Source organism: Methylobacterium sp. B4 (assembly GCF_003201865.1).
Classification (GTDB): domain Bacteria; phylum Pseudomonadota; class Alphaproteobacteria; order Rhizobiales; family Beijerinckiaceae; genus Methylobacterium.
The window spans coordinates 150934-168572 of sequence record NZ_QJJJ01000007.1 but is presented as its reverse complement, the minus strand read 5'-3'; the positions used below and the strand labels follow the sequence as shown (position 1 = coordinate 168572).

The window sequence follows — 17639 nt, the reverse complement described above, 5'->3', positions numbered from 1 at the left end:
TCCCGCTTCTATGCCGGCGCGGCGGGCGGCTCGGCCCGCGTGCCGAGCGCGGCGCGCAGCTGGGGCAGGAAGTCCCACAGGTCGCGGTTGAGCCGCTTGAGCTGGCGGTTGGCCTCGACGATCTCCTGGACGCGGTCCTCGTCCATTTCGCGCAATTCGCCGAGCGTCAGCCGCCCGCCCGCCTCGTGCGGACGCATCAGGTGCGTATGCGTGATCTCGCCCTGCGCGTTGAGCTTGTACATGCAGTGATTGAACTCGTTGCGCAGCCGGGTCGCACTCTCGAACCGGCGCAGCAGCCGCTTGAGCGTCAGCGCCGCCGTCTCGTCGCGAAGCTTGACCGTCGCCAGCCGGCGCACGAGGTCGAGCCGGGCGCGGGTGGTGTTCAGCGTGGAGAAGATGATCGCGGCATCGACCTCCTCAATGTCGAGGAGTAGCATCAGTACGTAGATGAACATGCTCTCGTTGTTCGACCAGTTCAGGCCGAGATTGCCGATCTGCATCAGGATGTGATGCTGCCGCTCGGCAAACCCCGGCGCGGCCTTCTCGACGGCGCGGAAGTTCGGGGGAGGGGGAAGCCGTGAGGGCATGGTGCAGGCTCGGCCCGGGTCCGGATGAGGTCCGGGGAGAGAGAGAATCGCCCCCCGCCGGATCACCTCTGCGGCCGGCGGGCCCATCATAGCAGAACATCGCGGAGGGGAAGGCGGCATCGAGGCCGCCCATCGGGATTCCGGCACCATGATCAGCCACATCGCCGCCCTCTGCGATCTCTGGCGCAGCCGCCGTGCCCGCTCCGCCGTGCTGGCCTCCCTGCGGCCCTTCAACGACTCGCTGCGGCAGGTCGGCGAGACGAACCCGCAGAGCCTCAACGACCCCTACCTCATCGGATTCCTGATCGCCTCGGTCTCGGGACTTGCACGGGACGCCTGCCCGAATATCGGGTCCGAGGGCATCGGCGCGGTGCAACTCGACGTCTGCGGCGGTCTGACGGGCCTGCCGCGCTCGGTGCTGGCCGAGCGCATCGTCTGCCTGAGCCTGGGCGAGGACGGTGCCTTCCTCCTCGGCTGCGCCGACGCGGTGGCCTTTCACGCGACCCTGAGCGCGGTGCAGGGCGAAGCCTACGATGCCGAGGAGCCGGGGCCGGCTGCGCTGGAGGCGCAGGCGCTCTGGGAGCGCTTCGTGGAGCGCTGGACCTCCGGCGAGGCCGTGCGGGACGGGGTGCTGCGTTCCTGATCCCCCGATGATCATGATTCGTCGGCGATGACCCCCGGGAGAGCGGGGCGGCGGGCGTCCGCCGGACTCACGAAACAGGAGCACCGGCCAGGGTCGGTGCAGCTTGGCGTAAGACCGCGTCCGGAAGGACGAGCCCAGGCCGACCGAATGAGCTCGATCGCGGAGCGGCACGGCCCCCGCTGGCCTCGAACACCCCCTTTCGGACGATGGCGCCGCGCCGGGCACGCCTTGCGGGGCTGTGGCCGTCCCGCACCAGGGCCCACCTTTCGGAGCGGCGGTTCGGTTTTTCCTGACAGGCGTTTACCGTTTTTTAACCCTGACAGCCCCGCCGCCGGGTGCGACCGTCACCTCACCCCGACGCAACCGCTTCCGAACGAAGGCGGCCCCGGGGATCTCAGACGGCACGGTTCCAAGGATTTTGCGTCGACGTAGATGATCGGCGTCCCGTCCTGCTGCCTGCCGTCACCTATTGCGGGAGACGTCATCATGAGCAACGAATCGAACCGGAACTTCGGGCCCGCCGCCATCGCGCAGCTCGAAGCGCAGGGTCAGCTCCAGGGCCAGGCCGAGCTGCAGGGTCAGCTCCAGGGCCAGGGCGAGCTGCAGGGTCAGCTGCAGGGCCAGGGCCAGGATCAGGGCCAGGGCCAAGATCAGGGCCAGGGTCAGGAGCAGTCGCAGTCCTCGTCGAACGAGGCGAACAACTACGCCGGCAACGAAGTCGAGAGCTACAGCGGCAACCTCAGTGAGAACGGCAACCTGAACGGCAATGCCAACGGCAACCTGAACGGCAATGCCAACCTGAACTACAGCGAGAACGGCGTCGACAACGACGTCAACAACTCCGTCGACAACGCGGTCACCAACGACGTCACCACGACCGTGAGCACGACCGTGGACGTCAGCGTCTCCGGCGAGTTCGGCCCGCCCACCGAGACCTCCGTCCTGCACATGGACGACCTCGGCTTCGACTCCCTCGACGGCAACTTCATCAACCTGCCCGATCTGTCGATCCAGACGCTGAACGGCGACGGCAACATCTTCAACCTCGATCAGGTCAACAGCCTCGTCGACACCGACGTGCTGAACGGTGCCAGCGTCGGCCTCGATGTCAGCGCCGGCGGCGGCGGGGACATGGGTGCGATGAGCTTCCTGCCGCTCGATCCGGGCGGTCCGAGCTTCTCGTTCACGCAGAACGCCACCGCCAACGGCGGCAACGCCACCAACACGACTGACATCGGCGATCACGGCACGGCCAACGGCACCGCCAACGGCTCGGGCACGCTGACCCAGGAGGCCTTCACGCAGCACATCGTGATGGGCGCCAACATCCAGTACAACACGATGCCGATCAGCGTCGTGGGCGGCGACTCCATGTCGGACGCTACCCCCGGCGACGCCTGATAACAGTATCGATACGACAGGTCGGCCCGCGTCGCAGGACGCGGGCCGACCCATCTGAAAGACGTTCCAAGAAAATCATCAAGAAAATCGTCGGTCAGACTTCAAGAATAGCAACTTCGAAGCAGAAGTTCAGCATACCCTCTCGAGAATACGGCGAACGCATCGTCACGGGAGTGGATCGCGCCATGACGCGGCCGGGTCGGGGAACGCTGCCATGCTTGCAGGCGGAACGACGGATGTCTCGGACATCATCGCCCACTTCATCGGCCATCTTCGCCTGAACGAGGGTGTGCCGCGGGTCCGCGACGGCTACGAGGATCCGGCGCATCCCGCCAAGCTCCAACCCTGGCTTCCCCGCCCCCCCGCCGAACCCGATCCGGACCGGCCGCTCGACGAGCTTCCGAGCCGCCCGTTCCGGGCCGATCTCTCCCCCGGCACGGAGGCCTTTCCCCGGCTCCCCGGCCTTCCCGGCCATCGCCCGCCTCTGGCGACACCGGACGATCCGTTCTCCCCGGGGCCCCTCCCGGCCGGACGCCTGCTGCCGCCCGGCGGCGGCGGGGGTGGTGGTAGCCGGGGCCACGCTGAGGCGGCGATCGACGTCGACCCCGACCAGCAACTCCTGCAGGTCCGCCAGGTCAACCGCATGGTGGACGACGATGTCCTGCTGATGCGCACGGATGTCGATCTCGCTCACTTCCACGATGTCGACATCGACGGCACGATCGCCGCGCTCAGTAAGATGGCCCAATCGCGGCTGCCCGCGGACCTGACGCTCCACAACCCGACGACGGCCGAGGCCGTCGAACTCGTCCTGCACCGCGACGCGGCGCAGTCTCTTCAAGGCGCCGACGAGGCCGGCCGGGACGCTGCGCCGCCCCATCCGATGGGCACCTATGTCGACGGCGTGCTGCAGTCGCCGGATGCCTCGCTGCGCTTCGAACTGCCCAAGGCGCCTTCGGTCGTACGGGACGCCCGCGACGGCCTGACCGATCCGGGACTCGATGCGCAGACCGGCGGCAACGTGAGCGTCAACACGGCCACGATCCTCGACGACCACGGCCATGCCACCGCACTGGCGGTGAAGGGGAACGCCTACACCACCGACGCCATCCTGCAGGTCAACGTCCTGATGAGCCGTGCGGAGATCTCGGTCGCCGGCGACACGCTCTCTCGCAGCATCGTCACCGACGGCAACGAGGCGCACAACACCGCGCGCATGGCCGACCACGACACCTCCGGCCTCGTGAAGCACCTCAGTTTCGGCACCTTTGCCCAGGTCGACCGGATCGACGGCGACTTCTACGGCGTCAACGTCCTGCGCCAGGTCAACGTCCTGAGCGACAACGACGTGACGGTGCAGGGCAATTTCGGCGCCTACTACGCCGTCCATGCCGGCGAGAACCTGGAGAACAACAGCTTTCGCCTCAGCGAGATCGGCGCCCGCTACGACCTCATCGTCGTCGACGGCAACTACCACAGCACCAACCTGATCCATCAGACCAACGTGCTGCTCAACGACGACGCCATCCGGGCCTACACGGCGCGCCAGGACAACGTCTCGCAATCGATCAGCACGGGCGACAACACCCTCGAGAACAAGGCCGCGATCGACCGCTACGGAAGCGACGAGTTCCGTCCGCTCAGTGCGACGCTCGGCAACGCCCTCGAGGGGCTCCATGACGGCGTCCTCCCGCCGGAGCTGGCGGCGACCTTCCCGTCCCACGGTGCCACCCTGAACATCCTCTACGTCACCGGCGACTTCTACGACATCAACGTCATCCAGCAGACGAATATCGTCTCCGACGTCGACGGCATCGTGCAGCACGCCGCGTCCGCCGGACCCGGCGTCACGCCATCCGGCGAGCCGACCGCCTCGACTCAGAACGCGGAATCGGGCGGCAACCACCTCGTCAACCTCGCCGGCATCGCCAATGTAGGGACGACCTCCGACCTCCAGTTCGTCGGGGGTCATCATTACGATACCGCCATCCTCCTTCAGGCGAACTTCGTCACGCAATCGACGCAGATTACGGTCGGCGACACGCACAATCTCGTGCCGGAGATCGTGGCGTTCACGGGGCTGACCGAGAGCGTTCCGATCGAACTGCCCGGCCCGAGCACGGTCACGGCCGACAGCCACATGCAGCAGGATCTCTTCCACGGGATGCTGTCGTAAGGGCCATCAGCATCGGAGCAGCCGAGATGACGAGTGCCCTCCTGAACGAGCGGCCGGGCCGGACGAAGGGGATCGAGCCGTCCGGCCCGCCGCGAGCGGGGGGAGAACGGCGACTCAGCAGCGGCCTCAGGGGCCTCGATGCCCTCTACAAGGTTCTGGCCGGGCGCAACTATATCGGCCCCGCGGCCGACCGCGCGCCCGAGCGGGCTCCCACTTCCGTGCCGAGCCGCCCATCGGAGACGCCGCCGGCCGAGGCGGCGGAGCCCCCGGCATCCCCCCCGGCGCCCGTCCCCACGCCCGCCCCGGCGGCCCAACCTGAGGCCCTGCGGGGCGCCGACGCGAGCGCCGCGCAGCCCGCCGCGCGCGCCGAACCGGTCCCGGCCGAGCCGCCTCCGCCCTCGCGGAGCCGCCCCGTCATCGCCCCCGGGAAAGGCACGACGCCGCCCTCCGGCGGCGATGACGGCGGGGGAGGGGGCGGAGGCGGCGGGTCACCGCTCCAGCGCCGCTTCGGCGACCGCGGCTTTCGCGAGACGCTGACCAAGGGGCTGGCCGCCTGCCGACGCAAGCTCATCGTGATCGCCGTGTTCTCCTTCTGGGTGAACACGCTCGTGCTCGGCGTGCCGATCTACCTGTTCAACATCTCCGACCGGGTGCTGACCAGCCGCAGCTTCGACACCCTGGTCATGCTGACGGTGGTCATCGTCGGCGCGATCTTCGGCCATGTCGTGCTCGACATGGTCCGCCGCTTCATGCTGATGCGTGTCGCCGTCGAGGTCGAGAGCCGGCTCGGGCCCCCGGTGCTCGCCGCCGCGGCCAAGGCCTCGCAGGCGGGATCGAACCGCGACTTCCAGACAGTCGCCGACCTTCAGCAATTGCGGAACTTCATCACCGGGCCGGTGCTGCTCGTCATGTTCGACGCGCCCGTGGCGCCGGTCTACGTGCTCGCGATCTTCCTGATCCACCCCGATCTCGGCTGGATCGTCTGCGCGACCGGCGTGGTGCTGCTCGCCCTCGCCTTCGTCAACCAGCGCATCACCGCGGTGCCCTTCGCCCAGGCCAGCGCCTACTCCACACGGGCGAACATCCAGTCCGACGCCATGGCCCGCAACAGCCAGGTCATCAACGCCATGGGCATGATCCCCGAGAGCGTGATGATCTGGGGCCGGGACACGGGAGAATCGCTGAAGGCCCAAGTGACGGGCCAGGACCGCAACATCGTCATCGCCGGGGTGTCGAAGTTCGTCCGCCTCTCGACCCAGATCCTGATGCTGGGCTGGGGCGCCTCGCTCGCCCTCGACGGCAAGCTCACCGGCGGCATGATGATCGCCGCCTCGATCATCAGCGGCCGCGCGCTCGCGCCGATCGAGGGGGTCATCGACGGCTGGCGCAGCTACGTCCAGGCCCGCATGGCCTATGTCCGCGTCAAGGCGCTGCTCCAGAGTTCGCCGCTGAACCTGGAGCGGCTGCGCCTGCCGCGCCCGACCGGCCGGCTTAGCGTCGAGCGGGTGCTCTACGTGCCGCCGCCCAACAAGAAGGTCATCCTGAACGGCGTCAGCTTCACGCTCGATCCGGGCGAGTCGCTGGCCATCGTCGGCTCGTCGGGCACCGGCAAGTCGACGCTGGGGCGGATGCTGGTGGGCTCGATCATGCCGACGGCGGGCGCCGTGCGCCTCGACATGATGGATCTGCGCAACTGGGATCCGCGCCAGTTCGGCCAGAGCGTCGGCTACCTGCCGCAGGACGTGCAGCTCTTCCCGGCCTCGATCAAGGCCAACATCGCCCGGATGCAGGAGGATGCCTCCGACGCCGACGTCTACGATGCGGCCGAACTCGCCGACGTGCACGAACTCGTCTCGGGCTTCACCGCCGGCTACGAGACCGTGGTCGGCATGGACGGCAGCCCGCTCTCGGGCGGCCAGCGCCAGCGCATCGGCCTGGCCCGCGCCTTCTTCGGCGATCCGCGCCTCGTCGTCCTGGACGAGCCGAACTCCAACCTCGACACGCTGGGCGAGATCGCCCTCGGGCGGGCGCTCGCCCGGGCCAAGCAGCGCGGGACGACGGTGATCGCGATCACGCAGCGGCCCGCGCTCCTGCGCAGCGTCGACAAGATCATGATCCTCAAGGACGGCGCCATCCAGGCGATCGGACCGCGCGACGAGATGATCCCGCTGATTGTCGGCAAGGGCGCGGCCCCGGCCACGATCTGATCCGCCGATCGTCTTCGAGACGGCGGCCCCTCGACGGACCGCCGGGAACCGAGAACAGGGCGCAGCGCCGGGCGAGGTCCCGGACGACCGCCCCGAATGCCGGGAGGGTGCCATGGGTAGCGCGGTGACGCGTCAGGGCGACGGGCCGAAGATGCCGGTGGTGCCGGGGGGGCGGGCCACTCCCGATTGGTCGATCGGTGCGCCGCACGACACGCGCTTCCTCACGGTCTTCGGCTTCGCCTTCCTCGCCCTCCTGATCGGCGGCTTCGGCGTCTGGGCGGGCTCGGCCCCGATCGCCGGCGCCATCGTGGCGTCGGGCAGCTTCGTGACGACCGGGCAGAACAAGATCCTCCAACATCTGGAGGGCGGGGTGATCCGCGAGATCCGGGTCCGCGAGGGCGATCAGGTGGAGCCGGGCCAGATCCTGCTGCGCCTCGACGAGACGGCGCCGAAAGCCGAGCTTCGCCGCCTCCTCGTCCGGCAAGACCGGATCACCGCGGTGGAGGCGCGGCTGCGCGCCGAGATCGCGCAGGATACGAGCATGACGGTCCCGCCCTCGCTGCTGGAGCGCGCCGGCGACCCGGACGTGGCCAGCACCCTGGCGCAGCAGACGCTCACCTTCCAGGCGCGGCGCAAGAACGTGGAGAGCGATCTCGCCGTCCTGCGCGAGGGCATCTCCGCGCTCGAACAGAAGATCAAGGGCACGCAGGTCCAGCGCGAAGCCGTCGTGCGTCAGATCAAGTTCTTCGAGCAGGAACTGGAGGGCAAGAACTACCTCCTCACCAGCGGCCTCGTGCGGCGCACGGAGGTGCTGGCGGTCCAGCGGGCGCATGCCAACGCGCAGGGCGAGATCGGCCGGCTCGACGGCGACATCGGCGACGCCCGCGAGCGCATCTCGCGCATCCGCGAGCAGATCCAGGGAGCGATCAACGCGACCATCAAGACGGCCGTCGAGCAGTTGCACGAGACGCTGGGCGAGAAGGCCGACCTGCGCGAGCGTATCGCCGCCGCGCAAGGGGTCCTCGACCGCGTCGCCGTCACCGCCCCCGTCCGCGGCGTCGTGGTGAAGCTGCGCTACCACACGCCCGGCGGCGTGGTGGAATCGGGCAAGAGCATTCTCGAGATCGTGCCCTCGCAGGGCGACCTCGTGATCGAGGCGCGCATCCGCCCGCAGGACATCGACCACGTCAAGCGCGGCCAGAGCGCGGGCGTGCGGCTCACGGCCCTGTCCCAGCGGCTCACGCCCATGGTGGCCGGCGAGGTGATCTACGTCTCGGCGGACTCGCTCCCCGAGGACCGCAGGGGCCAAGTGGCCGGCGGCGACTTCTACGTCGCCCGCATCCGGCTCGACGCCAACGAGGCCGCCGCCCTGAGAACCTTCTCGCCGACGCCCGGCATGCCGGCCGAAGTCTACATCAAGACGACCGAGCGGACCTTCTTCGAATACATCGTCAAGCCGATCCGCGACAGCATGACGAGATCGTTCCGCGAGCTGTGAACGCCCGCGGATGATCGTGAACGCGCGATCGGCTCATCACGAGCGGGGGCGGCGATCCGAACGGGCCGCTCCCTCTCCCGATGGAGGCCGTCGACCGACGGCAGTGCAGGTTGCCGGAAGGCGACCATGACGGCCGGCGGTCGCCGAAGCGCGGTGTCGGTGACTGTCCACGTCGAGCGGGATGCGTACGACGTCCCCGGGCCCCGGGCGGTGACGATCAGCGTCCGGCTCAGCGGGTGGGTATGCCAAGCCGGCTTTCGCAATCCTCCCGGACGGATTCACCGAGAATAAAGGCGCTTCGATCTACCGTCGTCGGGCGACCGTGTCATGTCCTCGCAAGACTACCAGCGGTTTCAGACTTCGGGCGTGCTACCAACGAAGACGACGTTCTTGAAACGCTTCAGGCTCAACCGGCACAACCGCCGCCTTGCGGCACCGACGACATCGGGCTTGCGCTTCATCCGCGATTGCGGCGGCGTCGCCGCCATCGAGATTTCGTTGCTCGCGGTGCCCCTGTTCGCGCTCATCGCCGTGGTCATCGAGGCCGCGCTCCTCGTTCTCGCGCAGCATCAGCTCGACGTGTCGGTACAGCGGGCGGCGCGTCTGCTGCGCACGGGGGCCTTCCAGGATCAGATGACCAGCATCGATCCGGCGCAGCACCTGCGCACGCTTCTGTGCGGAACCGGGTTGAGCCTCTACCGATGCGACGAGATGCGGTTCGATCTCGTGCGCACCGCGACCTTCGCCATCAAGCAGACGGCCTCGCCCTACGATGCCGATCGGGGCGATTGGGCGGCCGGCTTCGGCACGCAGTTCACCTGTCCTTCGGGCGGCGGCATCCATCTTCTGCGCGCGGCCGTACCGATGCTGCGACCGTTCGGTTTCCTCGACTTCACCGGGCAGCGCATGCCCGGCGGCAGGCAGCTCCTCACATCGACGGCCGTGTTCCGCACCGAAGATTACGCGGAAAAATCCTGTGCCTGAGCCCATGGAGCCTCTCGGCGTAGCCCCACAGGTCGCGGCCGACATGCACCGGTTCGGGGGCGTATTCGGACGCTTCTGGCGGGCGCAAGGGGGCGCGAGCGCCGTCGAATTCGCCTTTCTCGCGCCGCTCCTTCTGCTGCTGTTCGCCGCGGCGATCGAAATTCCACGGGCCTTCGCGACCAATACCCGTCTGGCCCAGGCCACCCTTGCCATGGCCGATCTGATTTCCAAGAACGACTACAGCGACATCAACGATGTCTTTGCTACCGCCGATGTCGTGGCGGCCCCCTATACCCTCTCTGGCGCCGGTATCGTGCTCACGGCCGGCGGGGTCTATCAGGTCGGCAACACCTTCGTCGCCCGGACCTGCTCCAGCGTGCAGCAGCGGGACAAGGCCCGAATCGTCGGCGCGGATATCGGTCCGCCCCCGGCCGGGACCGCCTCGAAAGGAGACCGCTTCGTCATGGCCGAGACGCGGCTGACCTATCAGCCGCTCTTCGCCTTCTTCCCGCTCATCAAGGACATGACCTTCACGGGCAAGGCCGTCTGGCCCGTGCGCGAAGGCGTCGCCCGGAACGGGCAGGCGGAGGTGGTGCTGCCCGGCGGCAAGCCTTGCCCTCAGTGATCGTGCTCTCGAATTTGTGACACAATTTTCAGTCGAACGCCGCCGCTCCATGCCGGAAACATAGCTTATCGGCGTCAATCCCGCGTCAACCAGATTAATGCGATTGGGGTCTCACACGGCAAGTCCTATTAACTCGGAAGCGTTACTTCCGCGAAGGGGAAGCGGCCAGCAGTGAGGCAATCGGCGCGATGACGGCGCGTGACGCGAGCGGACCTCCGGGACGCGGCATTCGATGGAAGCGGGCCGTCGCGAGCCTGCGCCGAGAGACCGGCGGCGGCGTCGCGGTCGTCTTCGCGCTCTCGGTCTCGACGCTCATCGGCCTCGTCGGCGGGGCGATCGACTACGCTTCGGCCGTCTCGGCCCGCACGAACCTGCAGAGCGCCGTGGATGCCGGGGTCATGGCCGGCGGGAACGCCCTGAAGCTCGTCGTCTCGAGCACCGACTCCATCGTCGGCCTGACGACGCAGACGATCCAGACGGAGGCGAAGGCGGGGGCCGACGCCCCGGTCTCGATCCAGGTCACGGTCGCCTCCGACAAGACCAGCGTCGAGGCCAATGCCGAGCAGACCATCAAGCTCACGTTCGGGCCGTTCGTCGGCATGCGAACGATCCAGATCTCGGCCCGGGCGAAGGCCAGCGTGGTGGGCCGGATGCGCCTGTGCATGCTGGCCCTCGACCCTGCCGCGGCCGGAGCCTTCAACCTAGAGAAGAACGCCCAGGTCACCGCCTACGATTGCGCCCTGTACTCCAACTCGGCCAGCGGCACCGGCATGATCGGCCGGGACGGCGCGCTCGCCCGGGCGCAGACGATCTGCTCGGCCGGCGGCTTTCGGGATGATCGGGCGAATTTCACGCCCAACCCGCAGACGGGCTGCCCGGTGATCCAGGATCCGCTGCGCGACCGGCCGGCCCCACCGATCGGCACGTGTACGCTCCTGTCGGATGTCCTCGTTCTTGCAGACAAGCTCACTGGCAAGAGCAAGGGGTCGAACGTCGTATCGAGCAACGTCACACTCGAACCCGGTACCTATTGCGGCGGCCTGCACGTCACCAAGAACGCCGTCGTCACCTTGCGGCCGGGCATCTACGTCATGAAGAACGGTCCGCTCATCGTGGACAAGAAAGCGACGCTGAACGGCACCGACGTCGCCTTCTACTTCACCGGCAACGACGGCGGACTTCTCTTCGACAAGAAGACCACCGTGAACCTGTCGGCGCCGACCACCGGCGTCATGGCGGGACTCTTGATCTCGGAGGAGCCCAGCGTCGCCCTGCCGATCGATCCGGCACTCTCCGTCGACACGCTGCTGGGCGACCTGATCACGCTGACGCCGCCGCCGCTCGCCGCCAGCAAGCCGATGCGGACCTATCGCATCATCAGCGACAACGCCCGGACCATGCTGGGCACGATCTACCTCCCGGCCGGCCGGCTCGTGATCGACTCGCACCGGCCGGTGGCGGATCTCTCGGCCTACACCGTCGTCGTGGCCCAGCAGATCAACCTCTACGAGGGCCCGAACCTCTATCTCAACGCGGACTACAACCGCTCCAGCGTGCCGGTCCCGAAGGGGGTCGGTCCGGTCTCGGGGCGGCTCGTCATCAGCCAGTGACACGAAGCGGTTTCTCGCCGGAGGTGCGTGTGCAGAGCGGTTTGGCAGTCTCGGGATCCGAACCCGCCCTGTCGGAGGGGAGTGCGCGACCGGACACCGAGCCGATGCTCGCGCTGATCCTCGATGATTCGGAGATGAACAACCTGCTGCTCGCGCGGGCGCTTGCCCCCGTACAGGGATGCCGCCCGGTCGAGTTCACGGAGCCGGAAGCGGCGCTCGCCTTCCTGCGCGCCAACGTCGCCCGGATCGGCATCGCCATCACCGACTACGACATGCCGGGCATGACGGGGCTGGAATTCATCGCCGCCGCCCGCGCCGTCGAGGGCTTCCGGCACGTGCCGATCGTCATGGTGACGAGCCTCGACCAGCAGAGCCTGCGCCGCGAAGCGCTGGGAATCGGCGCCACCGACTTTCTCGGCAAGCCCTGCGACCCGGTCGAGATCCGGGCGCGGGTCACCAACCTGCTGGCGCTCTCGCGGGCCTACCGGCAGGAGCAGGAGCGGACCGAGGTGCTGGCGCGGGAGGTGGCCGCCGCCATCGCCGCCTGCGAGGCGCGGGAGCGCGAGATCATCGCCCTCTTGATGCGGGCAGCCGAGCACCGCGACACCGACACGGGCGACCACATCGCCCGGGTGGCCGCCTATGTCGAGATCGTTGCCCGCAACCTCGGCATGGAGCGGGAGGCCTGCGCCCGCCTCAGCCTCGCCTCGACCATGCACGATGTCGGCAAGATCGGCGTCTCGGACACCATCCTGCTCAAGCGCGGCCCGCTCTCCGAGGACGAGCGGCGGGAGATGGAGAAGCATGCCGAGCGTGGGCGGCGCATCCTCCAGGGCAGCGGCTCGGAAGTGGTGCAACTCGCCGCCGAGATCGCCGCGAGTCATCACGAGCGCTGGGACGGAACGGGCTATCCCGCCGGTCTGACGGGGGACGCCATCCCGCTCTCCGGCCGCATCGTCGCCGTGGCCGACGTCTTCGACGCCCTCGTCTCCGAGCGGCCCTACAAGCGGGCATGGCCGCTCGACGAGGCCGGCGAGTTCCTGCGCGAGCAGGCGGGCCGCCACTTCGATCCCGCCTGCGTCGCCGCCTTCCTGGCCGGCTGGGACGACGTGACCCGCCATGCCAGGGGCTTTGCCGCCTGAGCCGCCGTCCCGAGTCCGTCGGCCCGATCCGCCCGCTTCCGAGGAGCCTTCCGTGCGTGCCCCGTCCTCCAGCCCGCTGCGCTCGCTCTCCGCACGGCTGGCGCTGGCCGTCACCGGCGCGGTCGCCGTCGCGTTGCTGCTTCTGACCGGCCTGTCGGCCTGGCGCGAAGTCGAGCGCTACACCGCGGCCAAGCGCGAGATGCTGCGCATGACCGCGCAGATCCTGGCCGCGAGCGCGGCGCAGGCCACGAGCCAGGGCGACGAGGCGGCCGCGCAGAGCACCCTGCGGGCTATCGCCCACGGTCGGGCGCTGGTCTACGCCGCGGTCGAGCGGGGCGAGGGCGACATCCTCGCCGAGCAGGGAATCGGTCTGCGGCTGGCCAACGACATCGACCTCGACCAGGGCTCGGTGTCGCCGCTCGACCTCATGACGACGCGAACCCTGCGCGTGACGGTTCCGATCCAGGAAAACGCCCGCACCATCGGCCGGGTCGTGCTGGTCTCGGACAACCGCGATCTCGCCGGGCGCATCGCCGAGGTCGGCCTGACGGCCCTGCTCGCCGGCCTGCTCGCCCTCGCCCTCGGGCTCGCCGTCTCGATGGGTTTGCAGCGCAGCGTCACCCGGCCGCTCGCCGCGCTCGCCCGGACGATGGACCACGTGCGCCAGGGCCATGACTACACGCGGCGCGCCGTCGCCGGCAGCGGCGAGGTCGGCGCGCTGGCGGCGAGCTTCAACGGCTTGCTTCAGGCGATCAACGAGCGCGACCGGGCCATCGCCCGCTACGGCGCGGGCCTGGAGGAGGAGGTCCGGCTGCGGACCCACGACCTGATCGAGGCCAAGCAGGCCGCCGACCACGCCAACGCCGCCAAGTCGACCTTTCTCGCGACGATGAGCCACGAGATCCGCACGCCGATGAACGGCATGCTGGTGATGGCCGAACTCCTGGCCTCGGCCGACCTGCCGCCGCGCCAGCAGCGCTACGCCAAGGTCATCGCCCGCTCCGGCCAGTCGCTGCTCGCCATCATCAACGACATTCTCGATTTCGCGAAGGTGGAGGCCGGCCGCCTGGAGGTCGAACGGATTCCGCTGAGCCCCCACGAGGTCGCCGACACTGTCGTGACCCTGTTCGCCGAGCGCGCCCGCACGGCGGGGCTCGACCTCGCGGCTCTGGTCGATGCCCGCGTGCCGCGCGCCATCCTCGGCGATCCCGTCCGGCTCGGTCAGGTGCTCGGCAACTTCGTCTCGAACGCGCTCAAGTTCACGGCCGCCGGCCACGTCCTGGTGCGGATGGAAATGGAGCAGGAGCCCTCCGGGTCCGTCCTGCGCATCGCCGTGACCGATACCGGGATCGGCATCCCGGAGGACCGGCTCTCCGGGATCTTCACGGCCTTCACCCAGGCCGACCAGTCGATCGCCCGCCGCTTCGGCGGCACCGGGCTCGGCCTCTCGATCGCCGAGCGTCTGATCGCGGCGATGGGCGGGCGGGTCGGCGTGGAGAGCCGTCTCGGTGAGGGCTCGACCTTCTGGGCGCGCATCCCCGTGGAGGCGGAAGAGGCGGCCGAGCCGGGGCTCAACCGCGCGCCCTCGGTATCCGAGCGCATCCGCTTCGGTGGGATCGGCAGCGCGACCGCGACGGTCCTCGCCTCCGACCTGCGGGCGGCGGGCTTCAGCCTCGCGGAAGCCGGCGAGGCTCACTGGTTTCTCGATGCGGCCGCGCTTCTGGCCGAGGGACGCCGTCCGGCGGGTGCCCGCCGCGTCATCGCCCTGGTTCCGATCGGCGACACGTCGGGACCCGGGCTTTTCCGGGCCGGCCTCGCCGATGCCCTGCTACGCTGGCCGCTCGTCCGGGCCGAGTGGCGCCCGACCCTGGCCGCGCTCGCCGAGGATGCGCCCTTCGCCCTCGACCCTGCCGCCGCGGAGGAGGGGCCGGCCGCCGCGCTGCCGTCCTTCGCCGGAACGCGGGTGCTCCTGGCCGACGACAGCGCGGTCAACCGCGAGGTTGCCTCCGAGGCGCTGGCCCGCTTCGGCATCCGCGACATCGTCTGTGTCGAGGACGGGCAGGCCGCCGTCGAGGCCGCCGCCGCGCAGCGCTTCGACCTCGTTCTGATGGATGGCAGCATGCCGGTGCTGGACGGATTCAGCGCGGCCCTCGCCATCCGCGCCCGCGAGAAGCGGGAGGGGGCGGGGCGCGTGCCGATCGTCGCGCTCACCGCCCACGTCGTCGGCGATGGCGCCGAGACCTGGCAGTCGGCCGACATGGACGGCATGCTCGCCAAGCCTTTCACCCTGCTGCAACTCGGCGCCCTGCTGGCCCGCCACCTCGGGGCGACGCATGCGGCGTCCGAGGACGGGGCGGCGGCCGAACCGCCGGCCTCGGGCGAGGCGGGCCAATCCCTCCTCGACGAGCAGACGCTTCTGAACTTGGAGGAACTCGGCGACCGCGACTTCATCGAACGCGTTCTGCGCCTCTACGTCGCCCAGGCACCGAAGGCGCTCGCCGATCTCGAGGCCGCCCTCGCACAGGACGACGCCTCCGCCGCGTCCCGCGCTGCCCACAGCCTGAAGTCGATGAGCGCCAATATCGGGGCCGCCCGGATGATGGGGCAGGCGGGCCTGATCGAGGGCACCGCACGCGAGGGAGGCCGGGCCGGCCTCGCCGCGGAAGCCTCCGACCTGCAGACCCTGCTCGCCCACACTCTTACGGCCCTCCACGCGCGCCTCGGCGTGTCGACCGCGGAGGGACAGGACGCGCGCCGCAATGCCTGAAGGACGGGTCGCCCGGCCGATCCCGCGGGCTTCGGCAGCCGAAACGACCCGTTCATCACCGTTGTGCTAGCAGCGCCGGACAAAGGAGGTGAGGCGGCATGCGGGACAGCCAAAGGGAAGCTTTGCGCCAGAAGGCCCTGGCCGAGATCGCGCTGCTCGACACGCCCCCGCAGCAGGAATTCGACGCCCTGGCAAAGCTCGCTCAGCGCATGCTCGGCACGCGCATGTCGTCGATCACGCTGGTCGATGCCGAGCGGCAGTGGTTCAAGGCGCGCTGCGGGCCGCTGGCGCCCGAAACCCCGCGTGCCCAGGCCTTCTGTCCCATCGTGTTCGAAACCGAAGCCCCCCTGGTCGTCGCCGACGCCCGGCTCGATCCGCGCTTCGCGACGAGCCCCTTCGTCACCGGCATGCCGAACATCCGCTACTATGCCGGAGTGCCCGTCCGCCTCACGCGGGCGGACGGCGATGCGGTCACCGTCGGAACCCTGTGCGTGCTCGACGACGAGCCGAGGGAGCCGGCAGCGGCCGATCTCGACGTCCTGGCGGAACTGGCCTGCGCCGCAGAAGCCCTGTTCGAGGCGCGCAGGTTCGCCCTGCGCGCGGCGGAGGTCGCCGAGGATCGGCGCCTGACCGTCGAGCATCTCGAACGGGAGCGGCGGCAGTTCAAGCAGGCCGAGCGCATGGCCGTGATGGGATCGTGGCGTTACGATCTCGAACAGCAGGCGCCGACGTGGTCGGACGGCGTCTTCGCGATCTACGAGTTGCCCGTCGGCGGGGACGTGCCGAGCGGCGAGATCATGGATTTCTTCCCGGAGCCCGACCGGACCCGCTTCCTCGATGCAGTAATGCGCACCCTCGACACGGGCGAGCCCTTCGAGCTCGATGCCGACCTCGTGACGGCCAAGGGTAACCGGCGGCGCGTGCGCTGTCTGGGCGAGATCGAGCTGTCGCGCGGACGGCCGGCCGCCCTGATCGGCCTGATGCAGGACATCACCGACCGCCACCGCATGGAGCAGAAGCTGCTGCACCATGCCCGCACCGACGACCTCACACAGCTGCCCAACCGGGCCGAATTCCACCGGGTGCTCGACAGCCGCCTGCGGGAGGCCCGCGCGGCGGGCGAGGAGGTCGCGGTCCTCCTGATCGACCTCGACGGCTTCAAGGGCGTGAACGACGCCCTCGGGCACGCCGCGGGCGACGAGGTGCTGCGCCGCGTCGCCGACCGGTTGCGGGCTGCCTTTCTTGAGACCTGCTTCCCAGCCCGGCTCGGGGGCGACGAGTTCGCCGTCCTCGTTCCCTCGACGATCGGGCGGGCGGCCCTGGAGCCGGTCGTGCAGAGGCTGCTTCGCAATCTCCACATCGTCGTGGACGGAGCCGGTCAGATCGCCCGCGTGACCGGAACGATCGGTGTGGCATGGTCCGACGCCGCATCGTGCGACCGCGACACCCTCCTGCGCCGCGCCGACGCCGCGCTCTACGCGGCCAAGCGCGCCTGCAAGGGCACGAGCTGCACCTATTCCGAAGCGACGGACCACCGGCTCGCCGGCTGAGCGTTTTCGAGCGCGCTGTCGCGTTCCTCGCCGAGCGCCTTCAGGCGACGCGCGTCCGGGATCTCCATGCCGTGAACGCGACGCGTGCCACGGGTCGAACGTCGCGTCGGTGATGCCGTGAAGGCAAGAAATCTCGGCGACCGGCAGTCCGGCTTGGCGGATCGGCGGGGGGCTCGCCCACGGTTGGTCTTCGGCCGAGATCCGGCGGGACTGGCATGACCGATCGAAGACGGCCGCAACAGCGCACGAAAGCGCCTGCACCCCCCTTCGGCTCGATGGTTCGGCCTCCGGGAGGCGGTGTAGCTGATGGGGCCTCGGTTGTTGTCGGGGTGGATCGGGCCCCCTGTGCGTGATCTGCTCTCAGGTGTGGCTTCCGAGCCAGGACGGGGGCGGACAGACGGCAACGAAGCGGCACACGCCGGAGGGCGTGGCGGCCAAGTTGCGGCAGG

The 17639-nt window shown here is 69.3% G+C and carries 12 protein-coding genes; 11 read left to right on the top strand and 1 reads right to left on the bottom strand.

The window, feature by feature from the left end:
• Nucleotides 1–8 precede the first annotated feature (8 nt).
• Nucleotides 9–587, bottom strand: a complete 579-nt coding sequence (locus tag BY998_RS11850) for a hypothetical protein (protein ID WP_110351818.1) — start codon at nt 585–587, stop codon at nt 9–11.
• 148 nt (nt 588–735) lie between these two features.
• Here BY998_RS11850 and BY998_RS11845 point away from each other — a divergent pair, with 148 nt between their 5' ends.
• From BY998_RS11845 to BY998_RS11795, 11 genes are all read left to right on the top strand, one after another.
• Nucleotides 736–1230, top strand: coding sequence for a hypothetical protein (locus tag BY998_RS11845; RefSeq protein WP_110351817.1), 495 nt, complete (start codon nt 736–738; stop codon nt 1228–1230).
• Between the two features lie 486 nt (nt 1231–1716).
• On the top strand, nt 1717–2631 hold the full coding sequence (locus tag BY998_RS11840; protein WP_110351816.1) for a hypothetical protein: 915 nt from the start codon (nt 1717–1719) through the stop codon (nt 2629–2631).
• A gap of 214 nt (nt 2632–2845) precedes the next feature.
• Nucleotides 2846–4807 (top strand): hypothetical protein, encoded by a 1962-nt coding sequence (locus tag BY998_RS24340; protein WP_110351815.1) that lies wholly within the window; start codon nt 2846–2848, stop codon nt 4805–4807.
• Nucleotides 4808–4833: 26 nt separating this feature from the next.
• A complete protein-coding gene (locus BY998_RS11830; protein ID WP_110351814.1) occupies nt 4834–7014 on the top strand; it encodes a type I secretion system permease/ATPase in 2181 nt (726 codons plus the stop codon).
• Between the two features lie 112 nt (nt 7015–7126).
• Entirely contained in the window at nt 7127–8512 is a 1386-nt protein-coding gene (locus tag BY998_RS11825; protein ID WP_245421567.1) for an HlyD family type I secretion periplasmic adaptor subunit, read from the top strand.
• A gap of 327 nt (nt 8513–8839) precedes the next feature.
• Complete coding sequence (locus tag BY998_RS11820) at nt 8840–9496, top strand: TadE/TadG family type IV pilus assembly protein (RefSeq protein WP_245421566.1); 657 nt, start codon at nt 8840–8842, stop codon at nt 9494–9496.
• A gap of 43 nt (nt 9497–9539) precedes the next feature.
• Nucleotides 9540–10121: a TadE/TadG family type IV pilus assembly protein gene (locus tag BY998_RS11815; protein WP_110351848.1), complete on the top strand. Its 582-nt coding sequence runs from the start codon at nt 9540–9542 to the stop codon at nt 10119–10121.
• A gap of 188 nt (nt 10122–10309) precedes the next feature.
• Nucleotides 10310–11731, top strand: coding sequence for a TadE/TadG family type IV pilus assembly protein (locus BY998_RS11810; RefSeq protein WP_110351813.1), 1422 nt, complete (start codon nt 10310–10312; stop codon nt 11729–11731).
• A gap of 104 nt (nt 11732–11835) precedes the next feature.
• Complete coding sequence (locus tag BY998_RS11805; protein WP_110351812.1) at nt 11836–12873, top strand: HD domain-containing phosphohydrolase; 1038 nt, start codon at nt 11836–11838, stop codon at nt 12871–12873.
• Between the two features lie 52 nt (nt 12874–12925).
• Nucleotides 12926–15640 carry an ATP-binding protein gene (locus tag BY998_RS11800; protein WP_110351811.1) on the top strand — a complete coding sequence of 905 codons (2715 nt, stop codon included), beginning with the start codon at nt 12926–12928 and terminating at the stop codon, nt 15638–15640.
• Nucleotides 15641–15738: 98 nt separating this feature from the next.
• Nucleotides 15739–17190 (top strand): diguanylate cyclase, encoded by a 1452-nt coding sequence (locus BY998_RS11795; protein ID WP_110351810.1) that lies wholly within the window; start codon nt 15739–15741, stop codon nt 17188–17190.
• Nucleotides 17191–17639: the final 449 nt, after the last annotated feature.

Excerpts from the sequence above, each read along its gene's own strand:
- BY998_RS11850 (WP_110351818.1), bottom strand. The coding sequence starts at position 587 with ATGCCCTCACGGCTTCCCCCTCCCCCGAACTTCCGCGCCGTCGAGAAG.
- BY998_RS11845 (WP_110351817.1), top strand. The coding sequence starts at position 736 with ATGATCAGCCACATCGCCGCCCTCTGCGATCTCTGGCGCAGCCGCCGT.
- BY998_RS11840 (WP_110351816.1), top strand. The coding sequence starts at position 1,717 with ATGAGCAACGAATCGAACCGGAACTTCGGGCCCGCCGCCATCGCGCAG.
- BY998_RS24340 (WP_110351815.1), top strand. The coding sequence starts at position 2,846 with ATGCTTGCAGGCGGAACGACGGATGTCTCGGACATCATCGCCCACTTC.
- BY998_RS11830 (WP_110351814.1), top strand. The coding sequence starts at position 4,834 with ATGACGAGTGCCCTCCTGAACGAGCGGCCGGGCCGGACGAAGGGGATC.
- BY998_RS11825 (WP_245421567.1), top strand. The coding sequence starts at position 7,127 with ATGGGTAGCGCGGTGACGCGTCAGGGCGACGGGCCGAAGATGCCGGTG.
- BY998_RS11820 (WP_245421566.1), top strand. The coding sequence starts at position 8,840 with ATGTCCTCGCAAGACTACCAGCGGTTTCAGACTTCGGGCGTGCTACCA.
- BY998_RS11815 (WP_110351848.1), top strand. The coding sequence starts at position 9,540 with ATGCACCGGTTCGGGGGCGTATTCGGACGCTTCTGGCGGGCGCAAGGG.
- BY998_RS11810 (WP_110351813.1), top strand. The coding sequence starts at position 10,310 with ATGACGGCGCGTGACGCGAGCGGACCTCCGGGACGCGGCATTCGATGG.
- BY998_RS11805 (WP_110351812.1), top strand. The coding sequence starts at position 11,836 with ATGCTCGCGCTGATCCTCGATGATTCGGAGATGAACAACCTGCTGCTC.
- BY998_RS11795 (WP_110351810.1), top strand. The coding sequence starts at position 15,739 with ATGCGGGACAGCCAAAGGGAAGCTTTGCGCCAGAAGGCCCTGGCCGAG.